The organism is Caloramator sp. E03 (assembly GCF_006016075.1).
Classification (GTDB): domain Bacteria; phylum Bacillota; class Clostridia; order Clostridiales; family Caloramatoraceae; genus Caloramator_B.
This window is the reverse complement of the sequence record NZ_CP040093.1, coordinates 2,697,686-2,711,673: the sequence shown is the minus strand read 5'-3', so window position 1 is coordinate 2,711,673 and position 13,988 is coordinate 2,697,686. Positions and strand designations below refer to the sequence as shown.

Genomic DNA, 13,988 nt, shown 5'->3' with positions numbered 1-13,988 from the left:
AGTTACCTTCTAGTTATAGCATTAAATCTACATGTAGCCATACATGCTCCACACTTTATACACTTTTCTCTATCAATAACATGAGTTTTTCTAACCTCACCTGAAATAGCATTTGTAGGGCATACTTTTGCACATGCTGTGCACCCAACGCATTTTTCAGGTAATATGTAATATTTTAATAGTGCAGTACAAACGCCTGCAGGACATGTTTTATCCTTTACATGGGCTACATATTCATCCCAAAAGAAATTCATTGTACTTAAAACAGGGTTAGGAGATGTTTGACCAAGTCCACAAAGCGATGTGTCTTTAATTATTTGCCCTAGCTCCTTTAATTCCTCAAGATGTTCCATTGTACCTTTACCTTCTGTAATTTCATTCAATATTTCAAGCATCCTTGTATTACCAACTCTACAAGGAGTACATCTTCCACAGGATTCATCACATGTAAACTCAAGATAGAATTTAGCAATATTTACCATGCAGTCATCCTCATCCATAACTATCATTCCACCAGAACCCATCATAGAACCTATTTGTGTTAGGGTATCGTAATCTATAGGTGTATCAAGATGCTGTACAGGTATGCATCCTCCTGAAGGCCCACCAGTCTGAACTGCTTTGAATTTTTTACCCTCTTTTATTCCTCCACCAAGGTCATATATTATTTCTCTTAAAGTAAGTCCCATAGGAACTTCTACAAGCCCTACATTATTTACTTTACCTGCAAGTGCAAATACCTTTGTACCTTTGCTTTTTTCTGTTCCGATAGATTTAAACCAATCTGCTCCTTTTAAAATAATCGGGCATATATTTGCAAATGTTTCTACGTTATTAATATTTGTAGGCTTTTTCCAAAGCCCTTTTTGTGCAGGAAATGGAGGCTTTACAGTAGGTTCCCCACGTCCACCCTCAATTGAATTTATTAAAGCTGTTTCTTCACCACAAATAAATGCTCCCGCACCATATTTTAGATCTATATCAAAATTAAAATTTGTACCAAGTATATTTTTCCCAAGCAGCCCAAGCTCGTAGGCTTGCTTTATTGCTATTCTAAGCCTTTGTATAGCAAGAGGATATTCTGCTCTTATATAGATATACCCTTTATCTGCCCCAATGCAGTATCCACAAATAGCCATTGCTTCAAGTACGGAATGTGGATCCCCCTCAAGAATACTTCTATCCATAAAAGCTCCTGGATCACCTTCATCTGCATTACATATAACATATTTTTGATCGGAATTAGATTTTCTTGTCATTTCCCACTTTACTCCAGTTGGGAAACCTCCTCCTCCTCTTCCTCTAAGTCCGCTTCTTTTTATTTCATCAATTACCTGCTCTGGAGTCATTTCAGTTAAAACCTTACCAAGTGCCTGGTATCCATCTGCTGCTATATATTCGTAAATATTTTCTAGATCAATAAAACCACAATTTCTTAATGCTATTCTTAGCTGTTTTTTATAAAAAGGCATCTCTGTTTGCTCGTGAAGAATTTCTTCGCTAATTGGCTCTTTATATAAAAATTCTTCAACTACTCTACCCTTTATAATGTGCTCGTTAACAATTTTAGTTGCCTTGTCTTTGTTAATTTCAATATAAAACACATTATCAGGCGTAATCTTAACTATTGGGCCCTTTTCACAAAAGCCAAAACATCCTGTAGTTATAACTTGAATTTCATTTTGCAATCCAGCCTTTTCTATTTCTTTTTCAAAGGTTTCAACAACTTCAGAAGAACCTGATGCTTTGCATCCCGTTCCACCACATATAAGTATATTCATTCTATAATTAGGCACATTAAAACCTCCCATGTCTTAAATATTATTAAACGTTCTTTTAATTATCCAATCCTTTGGAATTTCTCCATTTTTAATATATTTAACTAATTCCCTTCCTCTATTTGCATCAATATTCCCATATATAACTGGTTCTTTACCTGGGATTCTAACTTCTACAGTTGGCTCTGCATAACAATATCCTAAACATCCTGATTGAACTACAACTACATTAGATAGTTTCTCCTTTGCAACCTCATCAATAATTGCATTTATTGTATCTCTTGCACCTGAAGCTATTCCACAGGTAGCCATTCCTACAGAAATACGAATTTTATTTTCAGAATCTGAAGTATCTCTTCCTATAAAGTTTTCTCTATACTTATCCCTTAAAGCTTTAAGTTCATCAAGAGATTTTATACCTGCCACATTAAAACCTCCTATAAATTCATTTTCTATATTCCTTTATAATATTCTCAACATCTTCTACCTTCACCCTTCCATAGACCTTTCCATCTACCATAACAACAGGAGCAAGGCCACAAGCGCCTACACATCTTAAAGTATTAATTGTAAACAACCCATCTTTACTCATATTCCCTTCTTTTATATCAAGCAGTCTTTTAAATTCTGCCAGTATCTTTTCTGCACCTTTTACAAAACATGCTGTACCCATACATATATTGATTACATGTTTTCCCTGGGGTTCCATAGTAAAATATGAGTAAAAAGTTACTACTCCAAAGACCTTTGATGCCGGAATATCACATTTTCTTGCAATAAAAAGCTGTACATCCTTTGGAAGATATCCAAATATATCTTGGGCTTCATGGAGTATATTTATAAGTGCTCCCTCCTTTTCTTCAAGCCCATCAATATATTCTTCAAGCTTTTTTAGTTTTTCACTATCCACATTATATTCAGCCATAAACTTGCCTGCTATTAATGCAGGATTTCCACCATCCTTTCTCAGTATCATTCTAAAATCCTTCACCTTATAAGTATTTCCAAAATATACTTTATTATTTATCTAATCTATTGATAATTTATATTTTTATAAAAAGTTAAATCAATTTATAAAATAATCATTCATAAATAATTTATTGTCCCTCTATTCTAAAATAAAACTAAATGTATAGTTTTTTTCATTAAGGAAATAATAGACATAGAATGTTAAAGGAGGCGATTTTATGACTAATCTAACACCAACAATTGGTTGGGGGTGGTGGCTTTTACTTCATATAATCACTATTCCTTTGTTATTTTATTTAGGAAAAGGTATGATGAGAAAAGATGTTGATTAGGAGGTAAAATTATGTATACTCCAAGATTAGGTTGGACTTATTGGATTATACTCCACTTAATTACAATTCCACTTACAATATATGTTGGCTCCTTATTCAGACATAGAGCATCAACTAAAGTAAAATAGGCATTAATTTATAAAATGCGTATTCAACTTTTCTATATTTTATATGCTTATTCATTTAAAACTTTTATACAAACAGTAAGTTAAATAAAGGGCTAAAAGCCCTTTATTTAACTTTAATAAAAAAGTACCGCCCATTGGCAGCACTTTAATACTATTTTACTTTAGATTTATTTCTCTTTTTATGTTTTATTATAAAAGAGCTAAATAAAATCATCTAAAAAATTTACAGAAACCATACAAAATAAATCCCATACCAAGCAATAACAAAATCATTATTATAATCTTTTCAAAAGATTTGTCTTCATTAGCTGATTTAAATTTTTTTACTCCCTTTAATGCTGCTATATTTAATATTACAAACCAGCCAAACATACCAATAATAATAAAAAGCAAAAACAAGTAGTAATTAAAGGAACCATTATCGCTAAATCTGTGTATCAATGTACCACTAATAGTTAACCAAAAGGAATGTGTCATAGGATTTGTAAAGGCGATTAAAAATCCTTTTAAAACAGGCATTGACTCGAACTTGTTAACATTAACATCTTTTTTATCTTTATATTTTCTAAAATCATCATAAGCAAAAAAAATGATTAATATACCACAAATAATAAAAAATATACCCTCTGTTCTTTTATTTTCATTTAGCAAATTAAATAAACCTATATTAATCAATATTATATCTACGGCATCCGAAAGAACAGCCCCAAGAGCAACTAATAATCCTTCTTTTAATCCATTATTTAATGTCTTTTTAATCGACTCCATTCCTGCAGGCCCAAGGGGAATTGCAAAAACTATTCCAGTAAAAAAACCTGTTATTATCATCCTTAATAGTGTGAATAAATATTTCAAACTAACATCCCTTTCAATATTGCTGCCAATAAATAATTTTTTATTATTTTTATATTCTGATTCTTTAATTATATAATAATGCAAGATACAAATTCAATCTTACATTTTGAATATGCTTTAAATATTGCATCTTTATTAAAGCAATTGATTAAGGATATATTTATGAATTATGGCTTTAAAATTAACACCACCTGTTTCATCAGGTGGTTTATTGTTTAATATATTATAATAAACTTTCAAGTAATTCCTTCCTGGGTGATGGTATAACAACTTTGTTTACAAGCATTCCATTTCTGGCAGCTGTTGAGGCACCAACATCAACTGCCGATTTTACAGAACTTACATCCCCTGTTAGAGTCACAAAAGCCTTTCCTCCTATTCCAATGCCAAGCCTTACCTCAATAAGATTAACATCTGCAGCCTTAACCGCTGCATCTGCTGCAACAATCGCAGAGGCAATTCCAAAAAACTCCATAACCCCTAAGGCTTTTAATTCTTCAATATTAGATGTAGCATTAATTGCTGGAATCAACTGCTCATGAATATTTGGAATTATTAATTTATCAACTACATAAGCCCCACCACACTCTATCCCAGTAGCAACTGACGATTCTACTGCTCCTACATTACCTGTTATCAAAATTATATACTTTCCTGGGCATACTGTTTTTGCAAGTAGCAAATCAACCTCTGCAGCCTTTATCATAAAGTCTGCTGTTTCAATTCCCTTTGCTATGCTATTTAACTCCAATAAACCGATAGTTCTGATCATAGTTTCACCCCTATTCTGCATTTTCAATTACAATGCTGTCCTTTGATATTTCAACTACAACTCCCGAAATACTTGAATGTACGTTAGCCCCTATCTCATTTGCTTCAACTTTTCCTATTAACTGTCCTTTCTCTACTATATCTCCTACATTTACAACCGGCTTTGCCATTATTCCTATATGCTGTTTTAATGGAATTTTAACCTTTGAAGCACTTATTTCTTCTACTTTATCTATTTTCTGAGCACTATATAAACTCAAATTAAGCCTTGATATTAATCTAAAAGTTGGTATCTTTCTATACTCCCTTTCAATATAGGCTTTTAATTCTTTAACATTAAATTGAGGTTTAATACCTTGCTTTTTAAGTTTATCTTTTAAATATATGTTTACTCTTCTTGGTGATAGTCCCATTGGGCATGCATATAATTCACATATACCACATTCAGAACATAAAAAAGCTTCTTTAAATACATCACTCTCCTCGGATAATGCAATGGCACGCATAATTTTATGGGGACTTAAAGGATGTCCTATTAAATGCCTTGGACACATTTCTGTACAATAGCGGCATTGAATACATGCAGATTTAGCTCTATTTATAATATGATTTAATTGTATTTTATCCTTTTCTATAATATAGTGGCTATCAGGTATAACTATTATAGCGCTATCTGTTTTTGTAATAACTCTACTATTTATTTCATCTTTTTTAATCTTCCTGCCCATCATAGGCCCACCCATTATTATGCTATAATCATCTATTGTTGTACCGTTACATGCCTTTAGGCATTGGGCAACTGTTACCCCTATTGGAACTTTAAGCAGTTTAGGTTCATTAACTTCTCCTAAAACTGAAATATATTTATCTATTACAGATACACCTTCCATTGCATTATAAATGTTATAAACCGTTCCAATGTTTGAAACAACTGTTCCAACATTAAGGGGAATTCCACCAGGGGGGATTACCCTACCAGTAATTTCATATACTAAAATCTGTTCATCCCCTGCAGGATAAACAGATTCAAAAAAGTATAATTTTACTTTTGAATTTAAATCATTGATAGCTGATTTTAGCGCTTCAATTTCTTTTTTATACTTTTCTTTTATTCCAATAAAAATATATTTAGCTTCTACTAACCTTCCTAACTCTTCAAGGGCCTTTATTATCTCATAGCTTTTAGTTCTCATTACATATTGATCTGTTTTTAAAAGAGGCTCACATTCTAAAGCATTAACAATTAAATAATCTACCTTGCAATTTAACTTAATATGAGTTGGAAATCCAGCTCCCCCAGCTCCTACTACACCTGCCATATATATTTTGTTTAATAAATCCATATTGAGCACCTCACAGATTAAGTATAAAATAATATCAAAGTAACTCTTTAATCAGATAATCCTAAAACCATCCACCATAACACATCTTCTTTGCCTTGTGAAAGTTGCTGCGTTAGTCAATCCTTCACCTGTTGGACCAGCTATTGTAAAAGTTGTAAATCCTTCGCCTCCAAATCCTATCCCAGCATAAGAGGGAGCATTCTTAACAAAAATCGTAGTATTTATTGCTCTTGCCATCTTTGTTAAATTGTCCACATTTTTTGAATGCATAATTGCAGTATGACGATTACCATGTTCATCTTTAACAGCAATTTTTATAGCCTCATCCACATTTTTTACTTTAACTATTGGCAGTATAGGCATCATAAGTTCCTCCTGAACAAAAGGATGCTCATTATCAACTGTACAAATCAAACATTCAACTCCCTTTGGAGGTACTACACCAATTTCCTTTAAAATAACAGCTGCGTCCTTTCCAACCCACTTTTTATTTACCATATATTTTTTATTTCTTTCCTCAATATCACAACCCTTTGTTGCCTTATTTTCTTCTTCTGTCAGAACTACCTTCATCAATTTCTCTACTTCTTTATCGTTTAATTCATATACATTTCCATTAGCTTTCATTTGTCTAATAAGCTCATCATATACCTTTTCAACTACTATTGCTTCCTTCTCTGCTATACATGGCATGTTATTATCAAAACTACATCCAGCTATTATATCCCTTGCAGCCTTTTTAATATCTGCAGTTTCATCTACAACAACAGGAGGATTTCCTGCCCCAGCTCCAATTGCTTTTTTACCTGAAGATAATACCTTTTTAACAATTGCAGGACCACCAGTTGCAACAATTAATTTTACCTTCTGATGATTCATCATCTCATCTGTACTCTCAATAGTAGGCTTACTTACTGTTGTAATTAAATTTTCAGGACCTCCTGCTTCTATTATTGCTTTATTTAAAATTCTTATCATGGCCAAAGAACATTCAACAGCACTTGGATGTGGAGAAAAAACCACAGCATTTCCAGCTGCAATCATTCCTATACTATTACATGCAATTGTATCAGGTGGATTTGTAACAGGAGTTATCGCTCCTATTACTCCATAGGGTGCCATTTCTATAAGAGTTAGCCCTTTATCTCCTGTATAAGCAGTCGTCTTTAATACCTCTGTTCCTGGAGTCTTTTCTGCTACAAGTTTTAGTTTTAAATACTTATGATCAACTCTACCCATTCCAGTTTCTTCTACACAGAGTTTTGCTATAGACATTGCATTTTCAAGTATGGCACTTCGCATTGAAGCAATAAGCTTTTCTCTCTGTTCTATAGAAATTTCAACTAATTTCTCTTGGGCTCTGTAAGCTGCTTCTATAGCCTCATTCATGTTATAAAATATACCATCGCTATTTTTAGGTTTTAGCTCCCTTTCATTGATTTCCTTTAAAACCTTTTCAATAATTAAAGCTATTTCACTCTTCTCTAACTCCATAGGTAAAAACCTCCTTAAAAATCTTAATTGCATAAGCAGCAACCGTCATATCCTCTTCAACTGTTCCTCCACTAACTCCAACGGCTCCAAATAAATCTCCTTCTATTTTTAAAGGAAAACCTCCTCCAAAAGTAATTACGTTTTTCATATTGCTTAAACCGTAGAGTTCTTCCCCTGGCTCTGATAATTTTTTAAGCTCATGGGTTGGTTTTTTAAATATAGCAGCTGTATAGGCTTTATTCTTTGATATATCTATACTCGCAAGTAGTGCCCCATCCATTCTTTCCTGAATAATAATATTCCCGCTATCATCAACTACAGTAATTACCATTGGAACACCAATTTCCAAAGCTTTAACTATACATTTATCAACTAAATACCTTGCAAACTCCCTATCTAATTTATTTTTTTTATATAATCCTATATTCACTTTAACCTTATTTTTTATATCTATATAATCTAAATACCTTGCAAAGGTATATATTGCATCAGATAATCTATTTATATATTTTAAAAGTTGTTCATTTACCTTATAATAATCTTTTAATTCTACAATATATCTTTCAGACTTTCTTATTATCGTCCTTGATATATCAAGAAGTGCTGATTCCTCCGTTCCGCCTGGAACAATAAAAGCATGTATTTGAGGTTTCAACTCGTCATAATAATCTATTAACTTTTCAAGTTTAAATACATCTTCTTCATTAATCCTCTCTTTATAGGATTCAGTTCCGATAGATGCAATCTCTGCTGCTACTTCAAAAAGCATCTTTTGAATTAATAAAATATTTTCTTTTATTTCCTTATTGCAGATTTTAGCTCTTGCAAGCCCAAGGCTTGAATTAGCTTCATCAATAGTACCATAAGCCCATACTCTTATATCCGACTTTGTTGTTCTGCTTCCTCCAACAAGGCTGGTATCACCTTTATCCCCTGTTTTAGTATATATTTTCATTAGACCAACTCCCTATTTCATTCATTATAGATTCTATCATCTACCTCTATGTTATCTACAATTCCAATAATAGAAGCATCTGCAGGTACATTTCTATCCTCATAAACAAGCCTTGCTCCACTGCCAGTTATTACAAGAACAATTTCATTAATACCTGCACCAACAGTATCAACCGCCACAATTACATCACCAATCGGATTCTCTCTTGCATCTATTCTTTGAACAAGCAAAAGCTTTGTTCCTATAAATTTTGAATCCTTTTGAGTTGAAACAACATTGCCTATAACCTTTGCTAAATACATAAACTCTACTCCTTCTCTTCAACGTAACATATTTTTATTTTATTGTTGCTTACATAGTCTAAAGCTAAAGGGCTTATTGTCGTTCCCTTCTTAATGCATAATTCCTCTAATTTTCCTTCTATGCATAAAATATCTTCAAGAGTTAATACACCAGAAAAAATTTTCTTTACAACTTTATTATTCTTTTTAGTTTCTATATTAAAATTAAAAAAATCGTTTATTTTATCCTTTAGCTGTTCTGCATTTACAAACTCTATACCCATATCTTCAAGTACTTTTAAATATTTAAGTAGCATTTCATTATATGCCTTGTTTCTTGTGTATCCAAGATATATATTTACAGAGTTATTAGGATCAAAGCTATCCTTTACTGCAACAATTTTTTTATTCATCATAATAGCCTCAGAGATACCAAGGGTTACAAGGTTATCTGATATTCCATTACTAATCTTAGACAAAGTATTCCTTGTAAGAACTGGTATAACAATAAGGTCAGCTTTACTTATCTCCTTTGTCATTTCTGATTTTTCGTTTATTAATTTTCCATCTATACTCTCTATATACTCTTTAGGAATAACATTTAAAGCTGCATCCGACATAACAATGCTATATTGAATCATGGAATTTTCTCTTAACGCAATAAAAACTTCTTTGATATTAACAGAACCACCTGTTATAAAAAGAAGTACTCTTCTTTTCATTTTACTTAAAACTTCTATGGCTATACTTTTTATCAACTCTTCAATATCCATAAATTCACCTCTCTATAGGCTCATTGCAATACCTATTGGCGTTACAAGAAGAGGATTATATGTTTTTATTGTCCTAATAGACGTATATTTTTCAATAACATCCTCAATTCCATCAAGGCAGCATGTTCCTCCAACAAGATAAAGATTTTTAACATTATGCATTCTTACATGCCTTTGTATTATATTTGCCATCTTCTCTATTACAGGCCTTACAAGTGGAAAAACTGTATTATAGTTTTCTTTATTAACTTTATATATTTCTGCCTCTTCGTAGGATATTCCAAGGTTACCTGATATAACCAAAGTCAAATGTCTTCCTCCTGTAGCCTCATCAGCAGAATATACTACCTTACCATCTTCTAAAATAGAAATTCCTGTTGTACCTCCTCCAATATCTACAACTGCACCATCTTTAACTCCTAAAACTTTAGATGCAGCTGTTGGCTCATCTACAATATTAAGAACATTAAATCCCGCAGCCTCTACAACATTTCTAATCACTTTTACATTCCCTGGTATTATTCCTGGAGGAATAGCTGTTGCTGCGTTTTCAAGATTTCTTCCAAGTTTATTCTCTACTTCTTTCTTTAAATTTCTAACTATATTTACGGCATTTAAGTAATCAACAACTATTCCATCCCTTACTACATCTGCAGGATAGATATTACATGCAACAGGTATATTTTCTTTATTTAGCACCGTTAGCACTATATTGGCTGTGCCAAGGTCAACCCCTACCTTTAATTCCTCATTATTTTTTACTTCTTTATAAACCTTTATAGTTTTCTCAGTTTCTTTTATTAAGTTATTTGCTCTCTCCAGCATTTTATCACCTATTTATTCTAATAATTCTAACTTTATCTCCGTTTTTAATTTCTCCTGCATTAGCTTCATCAGTATCAATATGAAATTCAAGGGCCGAATCTCTGCTAACCCTTATTAACACATTTTTAAATATAACTCCTTTACCCCCTAAAGACTCAACATCCACCAATTCTCCATTTTTTACCCCAAATCTATCTGCATCTTCTGGCAACATGTGTATATGCCTCATTGCTACAATTACCTTTTCTTTAAATATTTTCATACCATTTGGCCCTATTACAGAAAGGCATTCCGAGCCTTCTAAATTTCCAGAGTTTCTCACTGGAGCTTTTATTCCAAGAACATAAGAATCAGTTCTTGATATTTCAACCTGACTTTCTTTCCTAACTGGTCCTAAAATTCTAACTCTTTCAAAGGCTCCCTTTTTACCTGCTATACATACAGTCTCCTCTGCTGCAAACTGTCCTGGTTGTAAAGTTGGATTTTTAGGAGTCAATTTATATCCTTTTCCAAATAAAATATCTAAATCCTCCTGAGATAAGTGGACATGTCTATTAGATACTCCAACAGGGATTGAAAAACTGCTATCCTTAACCAAACATTTCTCTAAAGTTACTCTAACTATATCCTTGATAACTTCAGCTGTTATATTATTCATCTTCATTCACCAACTTATCTTTTTTATAATGAATACATAGGTTCCTTGGTTGTCCTTTTTTTCTTGGGCATAAAGGATCCTTACATATATTACATACATCATCTTTACTCTCTTGATGTTCATCATCCTGATTGAACTGTTTTTCATCTATTTTTAAGATTTCCTCTACATTATCCTGAGCAGTACTTTCTTCAATAATTTTTTCTTTACTATCAATTATTTTTTTTACTATTTCATTATTTTCTATAGCATTACTTTTTTCATTCTTATTTAAGCCAACAGTTAAAGAGGATCTTATTATTTTTTCTATATACTCTGCAGGTCTTGGAATAATTAAAACGCTACAAACCTTGTTAATCTTTGATGCACTAACTTTAGCAGCCTCAATAGCAGCCTTTACAGCTCCAACATCCCCTTCAATTTTAACAGTTACCATTCCGTTTCCCTTAGTAAGCTCATAGCCTATTAAATTTACATTTGCTGATTTTATTGCTGTGTCTGCTGCCTCTATAGCTGCTGCCAATCCTATGGTTTCTATTAAACCGAGGGCTTTCTCACTCATTTTATCCCTCCTTCAGACAATCTCTTTTCCAATTCTTTTAAAACCTGTTCCTTAATATACTCCAAATAATCCATGTTTAAATTCTCTTCAAAGCTCTTAAATGGCATAACCTTATATAGCCTTGCTGCATTATTTCCAATAACTCTTGCCTTTTCCTTTTCAAATAATTTAAGTTCAACATCTATAATTGGATTAAGTAGGTTTAGCTTATGAAAATGAACAACAACTCTATTATTTGATATACCTAATGCTATTCCTATTTTAGAAATCTGAGCATACTGATATGTTATCTCTATTAAATCTTTATCCTCTGAGTTTTTAATTAAATATGGGATTCCCTCTTCTTCAATTCCAGCTAATATCTCCTTTAAAATTAACCCATTTGCATTATTTGAATATATTAAAATACATGGTTTTTCAATTTCATTCATTTTTATTGCTCCTTAAATTGTTATAATAGGATATTACAAGGCCAGTAGCTACTGCATTTCTTGGACCTTCAAAGCCTCTTATGTTTCCTCTCCCACATACGATACCATAATGTGATAATTCATCTGATATCATCTCAGGTATCTCAAAATCCAATGCAGAACCTCCTACCAGCACAACAAACTCAATTCCTCTAATATTATTAAATGGAGCTACATCTTCAAGAGCACGAATTACATTAGTAATAAAAACTTTTCTTTTTGCTTCCCGCCTTATTGTTTTTATTTTTTCAAGAGGATGTCTTGATGGTATTGGAACCATTTCCTCCCCTTTTACAACTATGTTTCTTGCAAACAAATTTGAAGGAAGAGGTTCCTGAAAGAAAGATACTGTACCATCCTCATATCGTATATTATAAAGGCTCTCAACCCTTGCTAATGGATACTTTTTAATATCCTCAGCTAAATTATAATCATCAAGTCCAAGTTCAGAATTAATAAGCATTGTTACCATTTCACCAGCACCAGCATGGTGGATAGATTTTATAATTCCATCTTTACTAATATATGCCGAATCAGTAGACCCTCCTCCAAGATCAAGAATAACAAGGGGTTTAGCTGTCCCTGGGGTAGTAAGTGCTCCAAGAATTGCCATATTAGCTTCAACACCACCTATAACAACCTTAACCCCTGTTTCCTCCTGAAGCTTTTTTGCTATATTTTCCATAGGAAGTTTACTTGTTTTTACCATAGCCGCAAGAGCTACTGCATTTTCAAGTGCAAATTCTCCTGCAAGAGCTCCTTGGACTTTTTGGGGTACAAAGGTATCAACAGGAAGTATATCCTGAATCTTTATTTCAGAGGAACTTTGTCCTGTAAGCTCAGACATTACCTGCCTTACCCTTTCCATCATTCCCCCAACATTTGTACCTGGCTCTCCTGATGCGTCCTTTAAAGGCCATACTTCTTTTATTGACTTAATTATTTTTTCTGCCCCTTCCTCTATTGCTATCCTCTTTTCTGAAGTTCCAAAAAGCAAAAGTTTTCCTGCAGGAATTATTCTTTCTTTCACTTCCCCCTGAGGGGTTCTTATAACCACTGCAGATCTGTTCCCTATCAATGCTCTTGCTATTGGAATTATATGTTTTGTCTCCTCAGGGGTTAGGTTAAACACAGTTGCTAAACCGTAAGGATTAGATAAGACTTTAATAGTTTCTCCGGGAGCTGCTACCTCCACTGCTGATATCATGCCCATAGGAACCTTGTTAATATATGTTACTTCATCAACTATTGGAATTTTCTTTTTAAGTCTGTTTGATATAAGTACTCCATCATCTCCTTGGACGATAGCACCTTGAATCTTAAAACCCCTATCAAAAGCATCATTTAGCCTTCTTGCAGCAGTTTCAAAATCCACTGATTTTGGAATAACACATATAGCATCTTCACTCTTTGATATATAATCAATTTCATCTATAAAAATTGTTTTCCCAATTCCTATCCCTAATCCTCCTGGAGTATCTGGATTATGTCCAATCATTGTAGATTCTGTAATAATCGTCTGGGTTATTGTCTCCATTGCTACATCCCCTATTACTGGGGTAGCCTCATTTATACATATAGTCTCAAGATTTGAAACTTCTACATTAATCTTTTTACATGCATCTTTTAAAGCTAATATAACTCCAGCAACATTGTCTACTGTTCCTTTAATCCCAGTAGTTTTTACCATGCTGCTCGTCATAAAATTCAATCCTTTTTCTATATCTGCTATAGCTACCTCAGTAGTGGAGTTTCCAATATCAACCCCCGCAATAAGTCTCACCTAAATCACCT

15 protein-coding genes are annotated in these 13,988 nt (G+C 32.9%); all 15 read right to left on the bottom strand.

Annotated features, from left to right (window positions below; all coding sequences use genetic code 11):
- Positions 1 to 2 precede the first annotated feature (2 nt).
- Entirely contained in the window at positions 3 to 1,811 is a 1,809-nt protein-coding gene (locus FDN13_RS12885; RefSeq protein WP_138980765.1) for an NADH-quinone oxidoreductase subunit NuoF, read from the bottom strand.
- Positions 1,812 to 1,814: 3 nt separating this feature from the next.
- Positions 1,815 to 2,204, bottom strand: a complete 390-nt coding sequence (locus FDN13_RS12880) for a (2Fe-2S) ferredoxin domain-containing protein (RefSeq protein WP_138980764.1) — start codon at positions 2,202 to 2,204, stop codon at positions 1,815 to 1,817.
- A gap of 19 nt (positions 2,205 to 2,223) precedes the next feature.
- A complete protein-coding gene (locus FDN13_RS12875) occupies positions 2,224 to 2,703 on the bottom strand; it encodes a complex I 24 kDa subunit family protein (RefSeq protein WP_138981107.1) in 480 nt (159 codons plus the stop codon).
- Positions 2,704 to 3,417: 714 nt separating this feature from the next.
- A complete protein-coding gene (locus FDN13_RS12870; RefSeq protein WP_138980763.1) occupies positions 3,418 to 4,062 on the bottom strand; it encodes a LysE family translocator in 645 nt (214 codons plus the stop codon).
- A gap of 223 nt (positions 4,063 to 4,285) precedes the next feature.
- The gene (locus FDN13_RS12865; protein WP_138980762.1) at positions 4,286 to 4,834 is read right to left on the bottom strand and encodes a BMC domain-containing protein; all 549 of its coding nucleotides are present in this window, start codon (positions 4,832 to 4,834) and stop codon (positions 4,286 to 4,288) included.
- A 10-nt stretch (positions 4,835 to 4,844) separates the two neighbouring features.
- Positions 4,845 to 6,176: a 4Fe-4S dicluster domain-containing protein gene (locus FDN13_RS12860; protein WP_138980761.1), complete on the bottom strand. Its 1,332-nt coding sequence runs from the start codon at positions 6,174 to 6,176 to the stop codon at positions 4,845 to 4,847.
- Between the two features lie 51 nt (positions 6,177 to 6,227).
- Positions 6,228 to 7,670, bottom strand: a complete 1,443-nt coding sequence (locus tag FDN13_RS12855) for an aldehyde dehydrogenase family protein (RefSeq protein WP_138980760.1) — start codon at positions 7,668 to 7,670, stop codon at positions 6,228 to 6,230.
- Entirely contained in the window at positions 7,651 to 8,625 is a 975-nt protein-coding gene (locus tag FDN13_RS12850; RefSeq protein WP_138980759.1) for a cob(I)yrinic acid a,c-diamide adenosyltransferase, read from the bottom strand. The genes FDN13_RS12855 and FDN13_RS12850 overlap by 20 nt, the downstream gene beginning before the upstream one ends.
- A gap of 17 nt (positions 8,626 to 8,642) precedes the next feature.
- Positions 8,643 to 8,927 carry a EutN/CcmL family microcompartment protein gene (locus tag FDN13_RS12845; protein WP_138980758.1) on the bottom strand — a complete coding sequence of 95 codons (285 nt, stop codon included), beginning with the start codon at positions 8,925 to 8,927 and terminating at the stop codon, positions 8,643 to 8,645.
- A 5-nt stretch (positions 8,928 to 8,932) separates the two neighbouring features.
- Positions 8,933 to 9,679: a flavoprotein gene (locus FDN13_RS12840; protein WP_138980757.1), complete on the bottom strand. Its 747-nt coding sequence runs from the start codon at positions 9,677 to 9,679 to the stop codon at positions 8,933 to 8,935.
- 12 nt (positions 9,680 to 9,691) lie between these two features.
- The gene (eutJ, locus tag FDN13_RS12835) at positions 9,692 to 10,504 is read right to left on the bottom strand and encodes an ethanolamine utilization protein EutJ (RefSeq protein WP_138980756.1); all 813 of its coding nucleotides are present in this window, start codon (positions 10,502 to 10,504) and stop codon (positions 9,692 to 9,694) included.
- 4 nt (positions 10,505 to 10,508) lie between these two features.
- The gene (locus FDN13_RS12830; RefSeq protein ID WP_138980755.1) at positions 10,509 to 11,162 is read right to left on the bottom strand and encodes a phosphate propanoyltransferase; all 654 of its coding nucleotides are present in this window, start codon (positions 11,160 to 11,162) and stop codon (positions 10,509 to 10,511) included.
- Positions 11,155 to 11,724, bottom strand: a complete 570-nt coding sequence (locus FDN13_RS14550) for a BMC domain-containing protein (RefSeq protein ID WP_138980754.1) — start codon at positions 11,722 to 11,724, stop codon at positions 11,155 to 11,157. Before FDN13_RS14550 ends, FDN13_RS12830 begins: the two co-directional genes overlap by 8 nt.
- Complete coding sequence (locus FDN13_RS12820; protein ID WP_138980753.1) at positions 11,721 to 12,155, bottom strand: glycerol dehydratase reactivase beta/small subunit family protein; 435 nt, start codon at positions 12,153 to 12,155, stop codon at positions 11,721 to 11,723. The genes FDN13_RS14550 and FDN13_RS12820 overlap by 4 nt, the downstream gene beginning before the upstream one ends.
- A complete protein-coding gene (locus tag FDN13_RS12815) occupies positions 12,148 to 13,977 on the bottom strand; it encodes a diol dehydratase reactivase subunit alpha (RefSeq protein ID WP_138980752.1) in 1,830 nt (609 codons plus the stop codon). Before FDN13_RS12815 ends, FDN13_RS12820 begins: the two co-directional genes overlap by 8 nt.
- Between the last annotated feature and the right edge of the window lie 11 nt (positions 13,978 to 13,988).

Coding starts and splice junctions, on each gene's coding strand:
- FDN13_RS12885 (WP_138980765.1), bottom strand. CDS start 1,811: ATGGGAGGTTTTAATGTGCCTAATTATAGAATGAATATACTTATATGT.
- FDN13_RS12875 (WP_138981107.1), bottom strand. CDS start 2,703: ATGGCTGAATATAATGTGGATAGTGAAAAACTAAAAAAGCTTGAAGAA.
- FDN13_RS12865 (WP_138980762.1), bottom strand. CDS start 4,834: ATGATCAGAACTATCGGTTTATTGGAGTTAAATAGCATAGCAAAGGGA.
- FDN13_RS12860 (WP_138980761.1), bottom strand. CDS start 6,176: ATGGATTTATTAAACAAAATATATATGGCAGGTGTAGTAGGAGCTGGG.
- FDN13_RS12855 (WP_138980760.1), bottom strand. CDS start 7,670: ATGGAGTTAGAGAAGAGTGAAATAGCTTTAATTATTGAAAAGGTTTTA.
- FDN13_RS12850 (WP_138980759.1), bottom strand. CDS start 8,625: ATGAAAATATATACTAAAACAGGGGATAAAGGTGATACCAGCCTTGTT.
- FDN13_RS12845 (WP_138980758.1), bottom strand. CDS start 8,927: ATGTATTTAGCAAAGGTTATAGGCAATGTTGTTTCAACTCAAAAGGAT.
- FDN13_RS12840 (WP_138980757.1), bottom strand. CDS start 9,679: ATGGATATTGAAGAGTTGATAAAAAGTATAGCCATAGAAGTTTTAAGT.
- eutJ (WP_138980756.1), bottom strand. CDS start 10,504: ATGCTGGAGAGAGCAAATAACTTAATAAAAGAAACTGAGAAAACTATA.
- FDN13_RS12830 (WP_138980755.1), bottom strand. CDS start 11,162: ATGAATAATATAACAGCTGAAGTTATCAAGGATATAGTTAGAGTAACT.
- FDN13_RS14550 (WP_138980754.1), bottom strand. CDS start 11,724: ATGAGTGAGAAAGCCCTCGGTTTAATAGAAACCATAGGATTGGCAGCA.
- FDN13_RS12820 (WP_138980753.1), bottom strand. CDS start 12,155: ATGAATGAAATTGAAAAACCATGTATTTTAATATATTCAAATAATGCA.